The sequence below is a fragment of the Methanothermobacter tenebrarum genome (assembly GCF_023167465.1).
In the GTDB taxonomy this organism is placed as follows: Archaea; Methanobacteriota; Methanobacteria; order Methanobacteriales; family DSM-23052; genus Methanothermobacter_A; species Methanothermobacter_A tenebrarum.
Window position 1 is genome coordinate 1,412,970 of sequence record NZ_AP025698.1, and the last position, 19,612, is coordinate 1,432,581.

Consider the following 19,612-nt stretch of genomic DNA (forward strand, 5'->3'; position numbering starts at 1 on the left):
TCACCAGCTTTTATATATTTTTCCGATTTGGAAGAGGTTCTTTTTTAGAGGATGGATGAAATGTACATGCCAAGCCCGGCCATTATGGGTATGGTGATATTATCTTCTATTGGAGTGTATGCTTCTATTAACGATCCCGTGAATGCCCCTATGAAGGCTATGATAGGGTTAACTTGTGTTAATGCTCCCATGAATCCTATGATTATGAACGCGATGGAACCTTCAAATGTCTTATTGGGCTTGTATGGTAGCGGATGTTTCCCATAGAGTTTACCGACGATGGTGGATGCAGCATCACCAATTGTTAGAATGAGTATAGCCGCGTTTGCAATTGGAATATTCGACCCAAAGAGTGTGTAGGTTATGGCCAAGCCTATAAAATAATATATGAATCCTCTTTCAGCAGTATCTCTGCGACAGGTTCTCAGTAACCATGAAAATAAGGGTATGGGGCGTCTGAGGTCGTATTGGCGGATGATCTCACCTATAAATGCTGCTAGGATGCCTAATAAAATGAGGTTTCGCACTCCAACCCAAGGTTGTATTATCACGAATATTATACCAGTAGCATGTATAAGTTGCCTTAGGATTTCTCGTTTATATTTCAAACTGAACTACCTCTCTCTAAAGGGTGGAGCTTCCGGCGTTTAAATAGAATTTCATGCTTCTCTCCCCATTTGCTAATGGGAGCATCCATTCCCATATTTTAAGCTATTAGAGGAGCATTCAAACCTTTTCGCATAGGGAGCACCCCCAAGGAACACTTTCACAAATGTGAGTCTAAGGTTCTCATCCCCTCCTGGGGGTCTTCCCACCGAATAAAATAAACCCTTGAGGGAATTTACATGTATTTTTCTATCACTCCATGATATGTCTCCTGGAGTTTATCTACTGGGATTTTTAGGTCATCTATTTGGAGACTTTCACCGCTGACGGTGCCTATAACTGAAGATGGTACTTTTATATTTGCTATTATATCACCGGCTATTTCTTCCTTTACTGTTATAATATATCGGCCATGTGATTCTGAAAATAGGAGTTGATGTTCGTTTTTGCAATTGTTTGGGATCCTATTAGTATCGATTTTGGCTCCTAGACCCGATTTTATGCTCATCTCTGCTAATGCCACTCCCAATCCACCCCTAGAACAGTCATGTACTGCCGTGACACCATCACCAAACTCGTCTATGATGTTATGGATGGATTCTGCAGCTTTTAGTTCATCCTCGAATTTTACACGTGGCGGGTCTCCTGTCACGAGCCCGTGCACACTCTTATAATATTCAGATCCTCCCAGTTCTCCTCTTGTGTAACCGGCGACTATAATCTTCTCATTCTCCCCTTTAAAATCCATTGTCTTTATATTATCTAATTTCAGCGATCCTATAACCCCAACCACTGGTGAAGGGTTAACTGTGACCCCTTCCGTCTCATTGTAAAAACTTACATTACCACTTATAACAGGGGTTTTAAATGTCCGGGCGGTCTTCGCCATCCCCTTAACACATTCTTTGAATTCCCAGAATACAGTGGGCTTTTCAGGATTCCCGAAATTGAGACAATCTACTATGCACAATGGCCAGGCACCCATTGAAACCACATTTCTTATGGCCTCTGCCACTGAACCTGCACCACCATGATAGGGGTCGAGTCTTGTATGTATACTATTAGAGTCCACTGTGAGTGCTATCCCATTTTCCCCATCAATTCTTAAAACCGCTGCATCGTCTCCAGGTTTTACCACGGTCCTGATTTGAACTTCATGATCGTATTGCCGATAAACCCATTCCTTGCTTGCAATATTGGGTGAAGACAAAACCTTCAGAAGCGCCTCTTTAACTGGTGGATGTTCTACTCTTATAGTCTCCCTGGGGTGTGTTGGCCTCTTAGCCTCTCTTATGATAACTGGGGGGTCTGCGAGGAGTTTGGCTGGTAGATCCGCGATTACTCTACCATCCTTTACTACCTTCATCCTCTTGTCGTCTGTGACTTCGCCTATTATGGCTGCTGGGAGCTCATATTTTTCACATATCCTCATGGCCTTTTCTATGTCCTCTCGTCTTATCACGAAAAGCATTCTTTCCTGGGATTCTGACAACATTATCTCATAGGGTGTCATTCCCTCCTCGCGTAGGGGTATCTTTTCTAGTTCTACTATTGCACCGTTATCACATTTTGCAACAATCTCTGATATGCAACAGGTGAGCCCACCCCCACCAAGGTCTTTGACCCCTGAAACTTCCACTTTATCCATTATTTCAAGACTGGCCTCTAATACCATCTTCTTTGTGAAAGGATCCCCTATTTGGACTGCTGGCCTGTCCTCTATCTCTGATGAGCTTGTTAGTTCCTCTGATGCGAATGTAACCCCGTGTATCCCATCCCTGCCTGTTCTACCACCCATTAGCAAGAATACCTCCCCAGGGTTGGGTGCTGTGGCCCTTTTTATCTTATCTTTTTTCACGAGGCCGACGCACATGACATTTACTAGGGGGTTGAACTTGAAGTTTTCGTCGAATTCGACTTCACCAGCTACCGTGGGGACTCCCACCCTATTCCCATAATCTGATATCCCCTTTACAACGTTCTCGAAAAGGTATCTTGATTTTTGGTCTTCAGGGTATCCGAAGTGCAAGGAGTCTAATAGGGCTATGGGCATGGCCCCCATTGAGAGTATGTCGCGTAGTATACCGCCTATCCCCGTGCCAGCGCCACTGTATGGTTCTATAGCTGATGGGTGATTGTGGCTTTCTATTCCAACTGCCAGTGCCAATTCTGGTGTTACTTCTACAACTCCTGCATCGTCTCCCGGTCCTATTATGACCTTCTTGCCTTCTGTGGGGAATAATCGGAGTATGGGGCGGCTGCTTTTATATGAGCAGTGTTCTGAGAACATGACGTCGAGCATCCCATATTCGAGGGGGTTGGGTTCCCTCCCAAGTTCTCTTTTTATGAATTCGAGTTCTTCATCGGTTAAAACCATTTTAACACCAATTTATAATTTGGAGATGGATATTGTGAGCTTCTCATCTGATATATTCCAATCCTTTGTGTATCCTATCTTTTCCCCTTGGAATGATAGTGTCTTCGCCCTCACTTCGTTTTTAATGAACTCCCTGTGGGGTTCTACAAGGTCTTTGAATTTTTTGCTACAGTTAACATCGACTTTAATGTGTGCTTCAACATCAAGGTCTAGGTCTTTTCGCATATCTTGAATCCGGCGGATGAGCTCCCTTGCCATGGCCTCGCTTAATATTTCATGGGTCACTTTTGTATCTACGAAGACGCTTCCACCATCGAATTTTGCTGTTACTATATCCTCTGGCAATTCTGTTTCGAATATGATATCTTCCTCGCCCAATTGCACCTCCTTGCCCTTAATAGTTAATGTGTATACTCCTTCACTTTCTAGGATGGATTTTATATTATATCCGTCCTCTTCTTGGAGTTTTTTCATCGCTAGGGGCATGTCACCCCTGAGGCGCGGTCCTAGGCTCTTTGGGTTGGGTTTGGCGTGTATTTTCATCCTTTCAAACTCTACAGTCACATCTAATCCTTTGGTGTTCGCCTGTTCCATAACAACTTCTTTAAGTGATTCCACAGCCTCAAGTATCCTTTTGTCCTCGGATACTACTGTTATATTCCTAACCGGCCATCTGAGCTTGTACTTTGCCTTGTCCCTTGCACGTGCACATGCTTCGATAACATCCCTTACAATATCCATTTTCTCTTCAAGATCCTCATCTATGAGTCCTGGATCGTATTCCCAGTCAAGCATGTGTATACTCTCTGGGACGTTAGGGTCAGCGCCCCTTACGAGATTCTGGTAAATGTCCTCCGTCAAATGGGGTGTTATAGGTGACATTATAATTATTAGAGTTCTAAGGACATTGTAGAGGGTATAATATGCTGCGATCTTGTCCGGGTCGTCCTTTTCGATCCATGTCCTGCTACGTATAAGCCTAACATACCATCTGCTAAGATCCTCCACTATAAAATCGTGCAACTCCCGCGTGGCCTTATGGAATAGGAGCTTTTCAAGTGCTCTTGTCACCTTCTCGGCTACTGAGTTTATCCTTGATAATATCCACTGATCTTCTGGCCTGAATTTAAATTCATCATGTTCATAGGGGTTGAAATCATCTAGGACCATATAGGTTGTTGCGAAAACATACACGTTCCAGAGGATGTTGAACATTTTATTAATATTTTTGAGTTCTTCCCATACAAATTTAAGATCCTCCCATGGTTTATTGGCCCAGAGGAGGTAAAATCTGAGGACGTCAACACCATATTTTTCTATGACCTCTTCGGGTTCGACAACGTTCCCCAGGGATTTGCTCATTTTCCTCCCTTCTTCATCGAGGGTGAACCCGTGCATGAGAACCTTCTGGTATGGTACCTGGTCCAGTGCTATGACTCCGCAGCCAAGCTGTGAATAAAACCAGCCTCTTGTCTGGTCGTGTCCTTCTGTTATGAAATCATAGGGGAACCATCTGTTGAATAATCTTTTTTCCTTTGGGTAGTAGAGTGACGCCCAACCAGCAACTCCAGAGTCGATCCAGACATCTAATACATCGGGTGTCCTCTTCATCTGTGAACCGCATTCACACTCTAGGATTATGTTATCCACGTAGGGTCTGTGTATGAAGTCGCCTTTGAGTTCTCCCTGGATCATGTTTTCCTTAAGTTCCTGGATGGACCCTATAACCTTGATCCTACCACATTTTTCACATATCCAGATGGGTAATGGTATCCCCCAGTATCTTTGCCTTGATATTGTCCAGTCCTTCGCGTTTTCGATCCAGTTGCGGAATCTGCTCTCACCAGCCCAACTTGGGATCCATTCAACCTTTTCGATCTCATCTAACATTTTATCTTTTATTTCTGTGATCTTCAGGAACCATTGTTGGGTTGCAAGGTATATTATTGGCGTCTTGCACCTCCAACAGAACCCGTAACGGTGTCTGATGGTCCCGGATTTGAAGAGCAGACCCTTTGATTTGAGGTCTTGGATAATATATGGATCGGCATCCTTCACAAATTGGCCCTCGTATTTGCCCGCTTCTTTCTTGAATTTCCCAGCCTCGTCCACTGGACAGAATATTGGCAGACCATACTTTTTACCTATTTCAAAGTCCTCCGGTCCGTGGCCCGGGGCTGTGTGCACGCATCCTGTCCCCTCCGTGAGGGTTACATGTTCACCTACTATTATATGATGTTTAATGTTCTTGTGGTATGGTACTTCCTCCTTGAGGGGATGTTCATATTTTAACCCTTCAAGTTCACTCCCCTTAACCTTCTTTATTATCTTATAATCTCCTAGTATGGCATCTGCCAGGGACTCTGCCAAAAGGTATGTCTCTTTACCAGTTTTCGCATAAATATAATCAAAGTCGGGGTGTACAGTTACCGCCATGTTGGCTGGGAGGGTCCATGGTGTTGTTGTCCATACTAGGATGAAGTGATCCTCTTCTTCTAGTGGGAATTTCACGTATACTGAAGGGTCTTCCTTTTCATGGTAGTCTATCTCGGCCAGTGCCAGGGCTGTTTCACAGCGGGGGCACCATGTTATAACCCTAAGATCATTTATGAGGAGGTTCTTTTTATGTGCCTGTTTTAGGGTCCACCAACAGGATTCCATATAATTGGGATCGAAAGTGATGTAAGGTTTCTCCCAATCCATCCAAACTCCCAGTCTCTTAAATTGTCCCGTCATTACCTCCTTGTTCTTAATGGCGAATTCTCTGCACTTTTCCACGAATTTTTCTATTCCTATTTTTTCTATCTCTTTCTTACTTTTTATGCCCAGTAGCCCCTCTACCTTATGTTCGATTGGGAGGCCGTGAGCATCCCAACCGGCTTGTCTTCTAACATGGAACCCCTTCATGCTCTTGAATCTCAAGTAGGTGTCCTTTATAATCTTATTCCATGCTGTCCCGAGGTGTATCCGACCGCTACAATAAGGTGGACCGTCTAGGAATGAATATCTTGGTTTATCCTTTCTGAGTCTTTTAATCCGCTCGTAGATATCCCTTTCTTCCCAGAAGTCCTGGACCTTCTCTTCGATACGGTGTGGTTGGTATGTTCTTTCAGCCTCCTGGATTGGCATAATAACTCTCCCATCTTAGAGGGTGTGAAAAATTAGAACGTTTTAAGTTTCCCTTTTATCAGCATGTCTGTTATGGCCCCTATATTCTCAAGCCATTCATCCATTATCCCTGAGATATCCCCTTCGACGTCTTCTATCCTGTAACCCTCCTCGAGGAGTACCTGGGACGTTGCAGTCTTTGGTTGGTTGATTGGCTTGCCTATCTGGCTCAGGATCATTATATGGACCTGTTTAACACCCTCCACTTCTCCTATGATATCTGAGGCCATCTGATTAGCTAGTAGGTTATATATTTTACCCACATGGTTTATTGGGTTTTTACCAGATGTGGCCTCCATCGACATTGGCCTGTTGGGTGTTATGAGCCCGTTCGCCCTGTTACCGCGCCCTGCTGAGCCGTCATCTCCCATCTCGGCTGATGTTCCCGTGACTGTTATATAAACTGATGGTTTTTCCTCATCATATCTGTCAGCCGTGTTTATGAACACTTCAACACTCCTCTCAGTGTATCTTCTGCTAAGATCTAGGATTTTCTCTTCTAGGATGTTTTTAACCTCTATGTACTCTTCAAGGTCTGCTATGTGTTTGTCGATCATGGCAACCGCGACTGTTAAGGTTATTTTGTCCTCTTCCCTTAAGCCCATGACCTTCACGTCTTCACCGACTGCTGGATATTTTCTTTTGAACTTTCTAGAATTTAGCAGCCTCTCAGTTTCAAGTACTATAGTTTCTGTCTCTGAGAATGGGGCGAATCCAACCCCAAATGATGTGTCATTTGATAATGGGGCGCTATCCCTCCTCGCGAACACATCCCTCAGTTCGCCGGAGCCGTGGCCTATCTTGCATTCTACTACAGTGCATGTTTCAACATCAAGGTTTCTTATATTCTCCTTCAAGTACTCCTTCGCTGCTCCTATCGCTATACAGTCAAGTCCTATCTTTTCATTATCAACTTCTGAGATGCCCCGGCCCGTTAAGAGTATGCTTATTGGTCTCAGTATTTCACCGCCACCAAATTTTGGCGCTGACTCGCCTGCTGTTATCTGAACCTCATCAGTGTTATGGTGCATAATAGCCCCAAAATGTTCCAGATAAGCATTGCAAAGCGCTCTGCTAACAGACTCTGCTATACCATCACTTATACTATCAGGGTGTCCTATACCCTTCCTTTCGACTATTTCTATTTTTTGCTCTTCGATTGACGGCTGTCTAAGTGGTTCTACAATTATGTTCCTCACAATGGTAACCTCCCGAGTCTATGAAAATAATTATTATGATAGATATGATTTTTTGAATTGATAATATAAATAATATTATAATCTGGGAGGTAGGGTGACCCTATTGAAAGTTTTGAACAAGACCAGAAATGAATGCCTTGGTAATGTGAAAATCGCAGACACGTTCATTTCAAGATTCAAAGGCCTAATGTTCAAAAAAGATATAAAAGGGGGTCTCTTATTAGAGATGCCAGATGGTAGGGGGTGTGGTGGTTCAAGTATTCACATGTTCTTCATGAGAATACCATTAGATGTTATATTCCTAGATTCAGAGAAAAGGGTTGTGGACCTGGCCACACTAAAACCATGGCAGATATACATACCAAAAAAACCTGCAAAATATATAATAGAACTTCCAAGGGGGAGGATAGCAGATTCCGGGACGAGGATAGGGGATATCATCGAATTCTACAAGTGATCCCAAAATTCCTTTGGTTCTTTGATAACCTGGACACCCTCTATACTCTCGAGGCGCCTCGTATTCTCCACATCCACACTCCTCATATGGAGTGTTATAATACTCCCACCTGATACAGCCCCATAAGGGCAAACCCTCTGACAATTCCCACATCCTATACATTTTAGAAGTTGTATTTCCACCCCCGGTATTATCGCATCCTGTGGACAAGCCGCAGCAGCATTACATGTTTCACACCTTCTGCAAATACTTAACTCCAACTTAGAGGGTATCACAGTCTCGACTTCACCCTCTTCCAAATCCACTGGTAATATTATCGTCCTAACTTTGCCTTTACCGGCTTGTGCAACCGCATTTGTGACGAGGGTGTCCGCTATCCCATGAACTATCTTGGCTACCGTATTTGCAGTTGCAGGTGACACTATAAGCAGGTCATAACGGCCAAGGGATAATCTTCCAGTTATGGGAAAACTGAAACCCTCATCCCTTTCTAGTACTAATTCTCTATAGTATCCTCCCTCTAATTTCTTAACACGTTCAAAAAGGCCATACATTCTCAGAACTTCTTCAGCGGCCCTTGAGACCATTATCGTGACCTTATGCTCCCTTGCAAGTTTTTCAAGTTCTTCGACGCTTTCAAGGAGTAAATGTCCGGCTCCCGTGAACGCCCATGCTATCCTCATCCTAGATCCATCCCATCAGATAATGTCCAGGTACTTATAGGCTTCTGACTCTTCAAATGCGTAATGGACCCTCGTATAATCGGACATGAACTCTGAAACTTCCTCCTTCACATCCTTTTTATCTATGATCACCCTTTTTATATATTCTGCTATCTCGCCCATCTCTGACTCCTTCATGCCACGCCTTGTAACTTCTTGGGTGCCTATACGTATACCCGAAGGGTCATTTGACCTGTTAACATCATCCCATGGGAGCAGATTCTTGTTCAATATGATATTGTTATCTTCAAGCCTTTTAGCGATCTCAACAGCCCTCCCAATATCTGAAACATCCATCACAAGCTGATGGGATTCCGTGAATCCAAAATCCTCACATAGAACATTAAACCCCAACTCATAGAGGCTTTCAGCGAGTTTTTTAGCATTCCTTATGGTGTCCTTTGCATAGGCCTCTCCAAATTCTAACATTTCAGCTGCAGTGATCCCAAGACCGGCAACATGATGCAAGTGATGGTTACTCACAAGCCCAGGGAATACCGCCTCGTCTATTCTTTCTGCCAGCTCCCGACCACATAAGATTATACCACCCTGTGGCCCTGGGAAAGTCTTATGTGTGCTGCCTACTAGAACATCAGCCCCCTCCTTCAGAGGATCCTGGAAACGTTTACCAGCGATCAAACCTAATACGTGAGCCCCGTCATACATTATACTGGCGCCCACTTCATCAGCAGCCTCCCTTGCCTCTTCTATAGGATGCGGGAACAAGAAAAGACTCCCACCTAAGATTATCAGTCTAGGTTTTAATTCGATAATCCTTTTTTTCATCTTCTCAGGGTCAATGTTCATCCTCTCCACGTCAAATGGGTGGGCCTGGATCCTTAACCCCCTCACACCAGCCGCGCTCACATTTGCATGGGACAAATGACCCCCATAGGGGATCTCTAATGCCATTATGGTGTCCCCTACACTTGTAAGTGCGAAGAATGATGCGAGGTTCGCCACCACACCAGATGTGGGTTGTACATTTGCATGTTCCGCGTTGAAAAGTTTTTTGCATAAATCTATTGCCAATTCTTCAATTTTATCTATATAATAACAGCCTTCATAGAACCGTTTACCTGGCAAGCCCTCCGCATATCTATGGGAGAGGTCAGAGGTTAGAGCTTCTTTAACTCGCGAACTTGTAATATTCTCACTGGCAATCAGATTGATACTATCCTCCATCCACTTATTATGGTCTTTCATGAAATTCCGGATCTTCTCAGCGTAAATTCGATTATCTACCATGGCTTATCTCCCTCACAGTTTATACAAGAAAATTTCATCCCCACATATTAAGAGTTGGGGGACTCTCATACACTATTATAGTTTAGGTTTTTATAGTATTTGTCCCATTAAAAATAGAAAAAACCGCCGAGTGTTATCTATAAAATTGTTTAAATGCCAGTTAAAGAAAGATAATTCTGTGAAAGTTTATCCTCTAAGCCTTTTCATTTCTTCCAGGTTGTGGATGATCCTCTTAGCGTGCTGGTATGGTATGCTGACCATCACATCTTCGTCTTTGAGGTTTTTCATGTGCCTTCTTGATCCCACATCTGCGAAACCATATGTTACTTGTCCTGTGAGGTATGGGCGGGCGCCCATGGTACTGCAGATGGGCCCGACATCGGCGCCGAGTGCATCTGAGATACTATCATATGCGTTGGCGTGTAATAATTCCATTGCCTGTTTGCCATTACATATGATGACTATTACATCTGGTGTGAATTTTGCCTTGGATAAGGGTGCGAATAGGATGCTGGAGAATATTCCGGGTTCTATTGCCATGTTTTTTTGCCATGACCTCTGGACTGATTGTATGCTATCATGGATTCCCATGGCGACTAGGAATGCCCCTGTTCTCATGTTCTTTGGGAATTCCTTGGGGTCCTTCATACCAGAGTATCTTGCACCTCCAAAGCATTCTTCTTCCTCTGCTGTTGAATAGAAGACTTCCCCTTCAAGTGCCTTATCTATTTTCTCGCAAAAACGGGATTTTCCCTTTTCTCTGGGTATGTCTTCTGGTTCTTTAACCGACCATGCGATTGCGACTGGTTCCTTTTCCAGGTTTAATAATCTTGTGAATTTTTCCGAGGTTTCTTTATTCAAAATAGGAGCCCCCCATAAAAAAAGTAAATTGTGTTGGGGGTTATTTTGCCGGTTCTTTGAATGCTGCTTCGATTTGTGCCATTATCTGTTTTGTCCTGAAGTGTTGTTGGTCCATTGCACCTGATGGGCATGCGGCTACACATGTTCCGCAGCCTTTACACAATGCAATGTTTACGTTTGCTTGGTCGTCTTTTATTTCAATGGCACCGAATGGGCATAATTCTACGCATACTTGGCATCCGCCGCAGACGTCTAGGTCTGTGACAGCCACTATCGGTTCGATTTCCACTTCTCCTTTGACCATTGGTATGGCTGCTCGGGCCGCTGCACCGGAGGATTGTGCTACTGAGTCTGGTATGTCCTTTGGACCCTGTGATACGCCTGCTAGGTATACTCCATCTGTTAGGGTGTCAACTGGTCTTAGTTTTGGGTGTGCTTCCATTAGGAACCCATCGGCTGACTTTGATAATCCGATGGTCTTTCTGAGGTCTTCGATTCCTTCTGGTGGTGTTAATCCGACGCCTAGGACGACCATGTCATATGTGTATTCTGTTGTTTTGCCGAGTAGGGTGTCCTCTGCTCTTACCGTTAATGTGAGGTCTGGGTTTTCTATTATCTCAGCTGCTCTTCCTCTGATGAATTTTATACCATATTGTTCTTGTGATCGTTTGTAGAATTCTTCGAATCCTTTACCAAATGCTCGGATATCCATGTAGTAGCATACTATTTCGGTTTCTGGAACCTTGTCTTTTATTAGTTGAGCGTTCTTCATGATGTACATGCAGCAGACCCTTGAACAGTATGGTTTTCCGATCTGTTCGTCCCTTGAACCGACACAGTGTAGGAACGCGATCCTCTTCGGTTTTTTACCATCTGATGGTTTGAGTACTTTACCTTCTGTGGGCCCGGATGCGTTGATCAGCCTTTCAAGTTCTATACCGGTTATTACATTGGTGTATTTGCCGTAACCGTATTCTAGCTTCTCTGTTGGATCATATGGGTCGTAGCCTGTTGCTACTATGATTGTGCCTACTTCTAGTTCTATTTCCTCGGGTTCTTGGTCGTGGTTTACAGCGCCTCTTTCACAGACCTCGTCACATAGGTTACATTCTATACAGTAGTCCTTGTTTATGGTGGCGCATAATGGGACTGCCTGTGGGAATGGTATGTAGACGGCTTTGGTCATTCCAATGCCTTCATCGAAATAGTTTGGCATTTCAATTGGACATACTTCCACGCAGGTGCCGCAGCCTACACATTCTTCTTCGATAATGTATCTTGGTTTCTTTTCGACTTTTACTTTGAAGTTTCCAATGTAACCGTCCACTTGTTTGACCTCTGCATAGGTTATGAGTTCTATGTTGTCGTGTTTACCCACATCCACCATCTTTGGTGAGAGGATACACATTGAACAGTCCAGGGTTGGGAATGTCTTGTCTAGTTGGGCCATTCGACCTCCAATACTGGGTCTTCTCTCTACGAGGTATGTTTTGAATCCCATGTCGGCGAGGTCTAGTGCGGCTTGTATACCTGCCACTCCTCCTCCTATGACTAATGCTTTGTCTTCGACGCTGACTTTTGATGCTTCTAGTGGTTCTAGTAGTCTTGCCTTGGCGACTGCCATCCTTATTAGGTCCTTGGCTTTTTCTGTTGCGGCTTCTGGTTCGTGCATGTGGACCCATGTGTTCTGTTCCCTTATGTTTGCGAATTCGAATAGGAAGGGGTTAAGGCCTGCTTCTTCCACACATCTTCTGAATGTGGGTTCGTGGAGTCTGGGTGAACATGCGGCGACTATAACCCTGTTTAGGTTGTGTTCTTTTATGTCTTCTTGGATTTCCAGTTGTCCTGGGTCTGAACAGTAGTATTTGTAGTCTTTTGCGACTACTACGTTGGGGAGTGTTGCTGCATAGTCTCTTACCTCGTCAATGTCTAATACTCCGGCTATGTTCACTCCACAGTGGCAAACGTAGACGCCAATTCGTGGTTCTTCCATTTCTTCCTTTTTTTCTTCTGCCAATTAAACCACCTTTCTTATAATCTGGATATAACTATAAGATGATGTAAAATCTATCACAGTTATAAATAAAAGTTTCTATTAGTGTATTTAAGTAAAATTTATATATGATGACCCTCAGGTTGTATTCCCTCCAGCATAGCCCCCACAAGAAGGTGACATGTCAGAGATTATAGTAGATGGGCTTGTGGATTAGAAAAGCCCGAATTCAGTGGGGTGGTTTCATCCGATAAGGCCTATTATCAGTGGCAGGCTTATAAGACTGAGTGTTGTGCTCATAAATACACAAGCAGCGGTTAAACTGATATCAAGGTCGTTTTCAATGGATAAGACCATGCTAAGCATGGCGGATGGCATTGCGGCTTCTATAATCGCAACAGATTTTTCCAACCCTGAAAATAGGAATAATGTTACAATTAGAGCAGCTAAAAATGGTGATATTAGAAGTCTAAAGGTGCTTACTATCGCAGCATCCTTCAATGAAGACCTTATAACCTTAAAATCTAATGACAACCCCAAGGAGATCATTATAAGGGGTACGGCCGCCCTTGAAAGATAATCTATAATATGTGATATGAGTCCAAGGGGCAAACTAAGGGCATTAAACGCCACTCCCAAGAAAAGAGCCCACAATGGGGGGAAAAACAACGTCCTCCTAAGAATCCTCCTATAATCATTACCAAAGATGAATGATAACAGGACCCCCATGGCTAAAAAGACGAACACAGACCCCATATCATATAATATCGCCCTTAAAAGACCAGCATCCCCAAAAACCCCCAAGACTACAGGGTAGCCCATGAAACCCGAATTGACCATGGCAGCTGGCAATATTATACTCCAAGCCCGCCTCTTATTATAATATGCTATTCTAGTCCAGGAAAACACCATCACACCAATTAAAAGACTAACCATCACAGAAACAAAAGGCATCTTCAAAAGGGCCGTGATAGTTGAAATCTTCGAATTATAAATCGCGTTAAAGATCAAAGATGGTATAGCGATATTCACAACCACCCTATTAAGAGAATAAGCATCCTCTTCACTGAGAACACCCAGGGTCTTCGTGATATAGCCCAGTAAAACCATCAAAATTATTGAAAGCACAGTCTCAAAGGAATTCATAGACTATCACAATAAATATTTAAGTCATAGGATACCACCAAAAAAAGATAATATTGGGGGGTGGTTTAGTCTACTATACCATCATTGGTTATTTTAAAGACGCACTCACCCTCTGGTAGGTGTGGGCTGTCAACTAGCCTCGCTATCCTCTTGCCAGCTAACCCCTTCTTCAACCATATACGGTAAGTTGCCGCGTGTCCAAGCACGTGACCTCCTATGGCCTTTGTCGGGCTCCCGAAGAAAGCATCAGGTCGAGCCTGGACCTGATTGGTTACGAAGATGGCTGCATTGTAAGTATTGGCAATATTCTGTAATGTATGCAAGTGCTGGTTTAACTTTTGTTGTCTTGTTGCAAGGGATTCTCTCCCCACATATTCCGCCCTGAAATGGGATGTGAGCGAATCCACTATGACAAGTCTTATATCCTTACCCTCCTGGATTAACTCATTCACCTTCTCAGCCATGAGAATCTGATGACTTGAATTAAAAGCCCTTGCAATGTATATCTTCTCCATGACCTCCTCGATGTTAAGTTCGAAGGCGTTAGCTATCTGTTCAACCCTTTCCGGTCTGAACGTGTTCTCCGTGTCTATAAATACTGCCTCACCATTTAAACCACCCCTATCCTCGGGTAGTTGGACTGTAACAACGAGTTCATGGGCTAATTGGCTCTTACCAGACCCGTATTCTCCGAACACCTCTGTTATGGCCTGTGTTTCTATTCCACCGCCTATAAGCTCATCTAACGCCTTGCTACCCGTGGTTATCCTTCCAATGTCTTTACGCCTTTCCATTACATCAAGCGCTGTTTCAAAGTCTATCTTCTCGGCTTTTCTAGCTGCTTCTATTATCTTCTCAGCCACCCCTTCACCTATATCCGCTTTAACGGATAATTCCTTGGCCGTGGCTGTTGCAAGACGCATCATGTCCCCAAATCCTGCTTCTCTAAGCTTTTGAGCCGTCTTGGACCCTACATTTGGGAGATCCTCGAGTTCAACCATTTTCATTCTCCTTTTTTGATTTTAAAATTGATATCAACAATCTTTTTCGGACTGAATCTTAATTCCCCATTATATTCATCAAAGTTCGCATTCCCTATTACAGTCACATGCACACCATCAAGATCCTCAACCTTATCATGTAAAGCTCCTTCATCGCCTGTCTTTTTAATAACATTCACTACTTCTTCTGTTTTCATTCCGAGCAATTTTTCGGCTTCTCTTCCAAAGAATGTTATCCTTATCTCTCCAGTCTCATCGGTGATACGAGCCGGTATTATGAGTAAGTGGCGTGGTTCATCTATTGCCTCGCAACAAACATTGCATATGTTTTCATCACCAACTTCAAGGCGTGTATTACAACTTGGACAACGATATGATATTATCCTGTCACCATAGAGGTCTGTTAACTCCCCCGAGATTTTCACATTCTCTGATTCCTCATCAAGGTCTCTTATATTCTTATATGGGTAGACCATCTCCTCTATTTCCTCGAAACTGGGTAAATCTTCAACTTCGCCTTTGATAACTTCTATCTGGGAATTCCGGCCCAGGCTAAGTTCAATGTTCTCGTTCCTATATCTTACACTGGGGTTTTCTATCTTCACAGCATCCCCTATGTTGAGGGGTGTTTCTGCTTTCTCATCCCATAATGTGACTCTTATGACACCTGTATCATCTGCCAACTCCATACTCCGGAGTATACCCACACCATCCTCCCTTTGAAACTCCCTGGGCTCGTAAAGGTCGATTATCCTGCCGATAACTTTTATTTTTCTGTCATCCTCTTCTATCTCATCGATTTTCTTGGTGGTGTAGATGATATCCTCAAGCTCTTCCATGCTTGGGAGTTCCTCCATGTCCTCTGGGGATGGTTTCATTATCCTTGCGGTTTTACCCGCACTCAGCTCGATGTCATATAAGCCTATGCGGATTCTTGCATTCTCTATTTTTATAGCATCCCCTACATTTAATGAGGTGGTTGCTTTCTCATCCCATAATGTGACTCTTATGACACCTGTATCATCTGCCAACTCCATACTCCGGAGTATACCCACACCATCCTCCCTTTGAAACTCCCTTGGGTCTCCTAAGGATAATATGCGGCCGACCACATCAACTTCCTCGCCTTCTTCCTCCATTTCTAATATTGAGGATATCTTCGCGGGTTTTAGATGTTCCCTGTACTCTTTTAGGACTTTTATGAGTCTTGTGTCCTCTTCAGGGTTTATGATTATCCTAGTGTTCCAGTTTGTGTTTATACGATGGGATGATGTATAATTGTCAAATTCAACGTTCCCTCCTTCTATTTTTATTATATCACCCTTTTTTATGTCTAGGTCCGCGTCCTCATGCCATAGTGTTACTCTAGTGGCTCCAGTATCATCCATTATCTCGAGGGATCTTAGGGAGCCTGTTGTCCCATCAGCTCTTTCAAAGTTTATTTTATCATGGACTTTTGTAACGAGGCCGATCACGTTCACGTCTCTTTTCTCGTGGAGGTCTCCTATCTTTAATAGTTTCTCCTCCACCTCTGGGACTTTGAAGTCGCCCTTTATAATCCTTGTAAGTCCATGGTGTGTCAGGTAAACTTCTCCTTCCCTTTTTCTTGTCTGGGCGCCTAGTACTTTTATGGCGTCACCCTCCTTCAAGGGGAGGTTTTTTATAAGTTCTGTGTCCCTGTTCCAGAGTGTGTAGGTTATCTTCCCTGTTTCGTCTTTTAGTTCCATTGATGCTACTTTGCCTTCTCTACCATTCCTTTCGAAGGTCCTTATCCTTGATATGCGTGTTATCCTCGCTATGATGTTGACTTCTTCGTCTTCTTCTCTGATATCTGCTATGGGTGTTATTTCTTCCCTGTATTCTGGGATGTTTGGGTGATCTTCTGGGTCTAATACCCTTATTGTGGCGCGGGGTTGTAGGTGTATTTCTTTTCTGCCAGCGAACCCCCCTCTCACTTGGAAGCCTTCTATTTGGATTATGTCCCCCTCTTTGAATTTTTTGAGTAACTTTATATTTGGTGTCCAGAATACTGCCCTTATCTTCCTGGTTTCATCTGCTAATAGGACATTCGCTACTTTCCCTTCTTTCCCGGCCCGGTTAATGAAGCTCCTTATATTGGATATTCTGAGGACTCTACCTATAATTTTAAGGTTCCTATCAGCTCCTTCCATCTCCGCTATATCAGCGATCTTATATTCTCTTTCTGATAATGGTTTGTTTTCTTGGTTTAAGTATTCGCCCACTATCATATGGGCTATGTCAACATCATCCATGAAACCTACATCGTATTCTTTTTTTCTTTCCTCAAGTTGTTTTAGGAACTCTTCCTTTGAAATTTTATCTTTTATTTTCTCATATTCGTCTAATATTTCCCTTTTCATCGCTGTCCCTCAATAAAATATAATCGTTCTCCAACCTAATAAAATTGGTGAGAGAGCATGTGAAAACTATTATAATAAAAATTAATAACAAGATAATATATAAGTTTATCCTAACCAGGACCTGGCACCTTTAATATTGCACCCTCTTTACAAACATCCATACAAGAACCGCATTTCAAACATTTCCCCTGGTCTATAAAATGTACTTCATCTTTCACCCCAACAATAGCATTATTTGGACAAGCCTTTAAACATGCCATGCACCCTGTACACCGTCCCCCGTCAATGAAGTAATGCATCAACTCCCTACAATATGCCACCGGGCACCTTCCCCTAATATGCTCAACGTATTCTTCCCTGAAATATTTAAGGGTGGTGAGAACAGGATTCGGCGCCGTCTGACCGAGTCCGCAAAGCGAAGCCGCCTTAACAGCCTCGGCAACCTCATGGAGTGTTTCAACATCCCCTGGGCTCCCCTTCCCCTGGAGTATATCATCCAGGATTAAGAGCATCTGTTGGGTTCCCAGACGACAAGGCACACATTTACCACATGATTCCCTTTGTGTAAATTCAAGAAAATAGCGTGCAATTTCAACCATACAAGTATCATCTGATAATACTACAAGTCCACCCGATCCCATGATAGCCCCCGCTGAAGTGAGCGAATCATAATCAATTTCAGTATCCACCATTGAAACTGGAAGACAACCCCCTGATGGCCCCCCAATCTGCACAGCCTTTAAATTCCCCCCATCTTTTATACCACCCCCTATATCAAATATGACCTCCTTGAGGGTTGTGCCAAGGGGCACTTCTATGAGGCCCGTTCTTTTAACATCTCCTACAAGTGAAAATGTTTTAGTGCCTTTACTTGATTCTGTGCCCATTGAACTGAACTGTTCGACACCTTTTTGAAATATTAATGAGATGGCTGCGAATGTTTCCACGTTATTGATTACTGTGGGCTTGCCCCATAGGCCCTTTGTTGTGGGGAATGGTGGTCTTGTCCTTGGCATGCCCCTTCGGCCTTCAATTGATGCTATGAGAGCTGTCTCCTCACCACAGACGAAGGCGCCAGCACCCCTCTTTATGATTATCTCAATGTCTGGGAGGCCTATTTTATCCAAGTCCTCTATTGCCTTCTCTAGTTTTTCTAAGGCGGCTGGGTATTCGGCTCTGCAGTAAATGTATGCCTTTTTGGCTTTGATTGTATGGGCTCCTATTAGTATTCCCTCAAGTACAGAGTGCGGGTCGCCTTCAAGGAGTGAACGATTCATGAAGGCGCCTGGGTCTCCTTCATCAGCGTTACATATAATATATCTCTCCTGGGAATCTGATTGTCTGCACAAGTCCCATTTTAGCCATGTTGGGAAGCCCGCCCCTCCTCTTCCACGCAAGCCTGATCTTTTAATGGCGTCTATGATTTCATCAGCTCCCATTTCAAGAGTTTTCAAAAGGCCTGTGTAGCCTCCTGTTGCAAGGTAATGGTTTATATCCTCTGGGTTTATGAGACCGCACCTTCTGAGTATTTGACGGGATTGTGACCTCATAAAATCAGATTCGAAAAAACTACCCCCTGTTCCCGTTTCTCTTACCCATATTGTGCCTAGGATGTTCTCCTTAACTATTTCATCCCCTATGATGTTCTTTTTGATGATTTTCCTCGTGAGGTTTTTGTTCACTGGACCATAGAATACTCCTTCTCTGTTGTCTTTGAATATTCCTATGATAGGCTCTGCATAGCATGATCCTATGCATCCGACGGGTATTATCCTCGCTTTAATGTTTTCTCTGGTTATCTCATCTTCTATTACTTTTCTGATTTCATCCGCCCCTGCTGATATGCCGCATGTGGCCGAGCCTATGAGGATGGCTGGTGGTTCTCCTTGGAATATTGAATAGTATTCTTTTTTCGCTTTCTGGACGAGTTTTTCAAAGTTCATGTTGACACTCTATGACCCTTTTTTGGGAGTAATCTTTTTATTTGTCTCGGTTTTATCCTTGATATTACTTTTTCGTTTATCATGGCGCATGGTGCGAGTGAGCAGCAGCCGATGCACCCTACAGCTTCTAGGGAGTATTCATGGTCTGGGGTGGTTTCACCCTCCTCTATTTTGAGGTGTCTTTTTATGGTGTCTATTATCTGGTCAGAGCCTTTTACGTGACATGCTGTGCCTGTGCAGACTGTCACATGTTTCCTACCCTTTGGTTTGAATCTGAATTGCGCATAGAATGTTGCAATACCATAAATTTGACCCTCACTAACCCTGGTGGACTTTGAAAGTTCCCTTAGGACGTTCTCTGGTAAGTACCCATACTCTTCTTGGATGTCCTGGAGTAATGGGATGATATCCTCCCTTTTACCAGGGTGGGCTTTTAATATCTCTTTCAATTTTTGCATTAATAACCTCCCAGTAGCGAACAAAGACCAGCTCCTATCAAAATTTTATTCT

At 43.5% G+C, this 19,612-nt stretch carries 14 protein-coding genes; 1 reads left to right on the forward strand and 13 read right to left on the reverse strand.

Features of this window, described 5'->3' with window-relative positions; all coding sequences use genetic code 11:
- Positions 1–44: 44 nt before the first annotated feature.
- From MTTB_RS07920 to MTTB_RS07935, 4 genes are all read right to left on the reverse strand, one after another.
- Entirely contained in the window at positions 45–608 is a 564-nt protein-coding gene (locus tag MTTB_RS07920; RefSeq protein ID WP_248564457.1) for a diacylglycerol/polyprenol kinase family protein, read from the reverse strand.
- A gap of 233 nt (positions 609–841) precedes the next feature.
- Entirely contained in the window at positions 842–2,983 is a 2,142-nt protein-coding gene (purL, locus tag MTTB_RS07925) for a phosphoribosylformylglycinamidine synthase subunit PurL (protein WP_248564458.1), read from the reverse strand.
- A gap of 12 nt (positions 2,984–2,995) precedes the next feature.
- Positions 2,996–6,112, reverse strand: a complete 3,117-nt coding sequence (gene ileS / locus MTTB_RS07930; RefSeq protein ID WP_248564459.1) for an isoleucine--tRNA ligase — start codon at positions 6,110–6,112, stop codon at positions 2,996–2,998.
- 32 nt (positions 6,113–6,144) lie between these two features.
- Positions 6,145–7,350, reverse strand: a complete 1,206-nt coding sequence (locus tag MTTB_RS07935; RefSeq protein WP_248564460.1) for a methionine adenosyltransferase — start codon at positions 7,348–7,350, stop codon at positions 6,145–6,147.
- A gap of 94 nt (positions 7,351–7,444) precedes the next feature.
- On the opposite strand from MTTB_RS07935, the gene MTTB_RS07940 reads away from it, so the two are divergent.
- Positions 7,445–7,807 carry a DUF192 domain-containing protein gene (locus MTTB_RS07940; protein WP_248564461.1) on the forward strand — a complete coding sequence of 121 codons (363 nt, stop codon included), beginning with the start codon at positions 7,445–7,447 and terminating at the stop codon, positions 7,805–7,807.
- On the opposite strand, the gene MTTB_RS07945 is transcribed toward MTTB_RS07940, so the two are convergent.
- The 9 genes from MTTB_RS07945 to nuoE all read right to left on the reverse strand — a co-directional run bounded on the left by MTTB_RS07945 (position 7,798) and on the right by nuoE (position 19,560).
- Positions 7,798–8,490 (reverse strand): dihydromethanopterin reductase (acceptor), encoded by a 693-nt coding sequence (locus tag MTTB_RS07945; protein ID WP_248564462.1) that lies wholly within the window; start codon positions 8,488–8,490, stop codon positions 7,798–7,800. The genes MTTB_RS07940 and MTTB_RS07945 overlap by 10 nt on opposite strands.
- A 15-nt stretch (positions 8,491–8,505) precedes the next feature.
- Complete coding sequence (gene glyA / locus MTTB_RS07950; RefSeq protein ID WP_248564463.1) at positions 8,506–9,777, reverse strand: serine hydroxymethyltransferase; 1,272 nt, start codon at positions 9,775–9,777, stop codon at positions 8,506–8,508.
- 186 nt (positions 9,778–9,963) lie between these two features.
- Positions 9,964–10,638, reverse strand: a complete 675-nt coding sequence (locus MTTB_RS07955) for a DUF169 domain-containing protein (protein ID WP_248564464.1) — start codon at positions 10,636–10,638, stop codon at positions 9,964–9,966.
- Positions 10,639–10,678: 40 nt separating this feature from the next.
- Positions 10,679–12,655 carry a CoB--CoM heterodisulfide reductase iron-sulfur subunit A family protein gene (locus tag MTTB_RS07960; RefSeq protein WP_248564465.1) on the reverse strand — a complete coding sequence of 659 codons (1,977 nt, stop codon included), beginning with the start codon at positions 12,653–12,655 and terminating at the stop codon, positions 10,679–10,681.
- A 219-nt stretch (positions 12,656–12,874) separates the two neighbouring features.
- Positions 12,875–13,777 (reverse strand): AEC family transporter, encoded by a 903-nt coding sequence (locus MTTB_RS07965; protein WP_282570358.1) that lies wholly within the window; start codon positions 13,775–13,777, stop codon positions 12,875–12,877.
- A gap of 65 nt (positions 13,778–13,842) precedes the next feature.
- Positions 13,843–14,778, reverse strand: a complete 936-nt coding sequence (gene radA / locus MTTB_RS07970; protein WP_248565321.1) for a DNA repair and recombination protein RadA — start codon at positions 14,776–14,778, stop codon at positions 13,843–13,845.
- A 2-nt stretch (positions 14,779–14,780) separates the two neighbouring features.
- Positions 14,781–17,159, reverse strand: a complete 2,379-nt coding sequence (locus tag MTTB_RS07975) for an OB-fold nucleic acid binding domain-containing protein (protein ID WP_248564466.1) — start codon at positions 17,157–17,159, stop codon at positions 14,781–14,783.
- Positions 17,160–17,269: 110 nt separating this feature from the next.
- A complete protein-coding gene (locus tag MTTB_RS07980) occupies positions 17,270–19,102 on the reverse strand; it encodes an NADH-ubiquinone oxidoreductase-F iron-sulfur binding region domain-containing protein (RefSeq protein ID WP_248564467.1) in 1,833 nt (610 codons plus the stop codon).
- Positions 19,099–19,560, reverse strand: a complete 462-nt coding sequence (gene nuoE / locus MTTB_RS07985; RefSeq protein ID WP_248564468.1) for an NADH-quinone oxidoreductase subunit NuoE — start codon at positions 19,558–19,560, stop codon at positions 19,099–19,101. The genes MTTB_RS07980 and nuoE overlap by 4 nt, the downstream gene beginning before the upstream one ends.
- Between the last annotated feature and the right edge of the window lie 52 nt (positions 19,561–19,612).

Coding starts and splice junctions, on each gene's coding strand:
- MTTB_RS07945 (WP_248564462.1), bottom strand. CDS start 8,490: ATGAGGATAGCATGGGCGTTCACGGGAGCCGGACATTTACTCCTTGAA.
- MTTB_RS07975 (WP_248564466.1), bottom strand. CDS start 17,159: ATGAAAAGGGAAATATTAGACGAATATGAGAAAATAAAAGATAAAATT.
- ileS (WP_248564459.1), bottom strand. CDS start 6,112: ATGCCAATCCAGGAGGCTGAAAGAACATACCAACCACACCGTATCGAA.
- purL (WP_248564458.1), bottom strand. CDS start 2,983: ATGGTTTTAACCGATGAAGAACTCGAATTCATAAAAAGAGAACTTGGG.
- nuoE (WP_248564468.1), bottom strand. CDS start 19,560: ATGCAAAAATTGAAAGAGATATTAAAAGCCCACCCTGGTAAAAGGGAG.
- MTTB_RS07965 (WP_282570358.1), bottom strand. CDS start 13,777: ATGAATTCCTTTGAGACTGTGCTTTCAATAATTTTGATGGTTTTACTG.
- MTTB_RS07980 (WP_248564467.1), bottom strand. CDS start 19,102: ATGAACTTTGAAAAACTCGTCCAGAAAGCGAAAAAAGAATACTATTCA.
- glyA (WP_248564463.1), bottom strand. CDS start 9,777: ATGGTAGATAATCGAATTTACGCTGAGAAGATCCGGAATTTCATGAAA.
- radA (WP_248565321.1), bottom strand. CDS start 14,778: ATGGTTGAACTCGAGGATCTCCCAAATGTAGGGTCCAAGACGGCTCAA.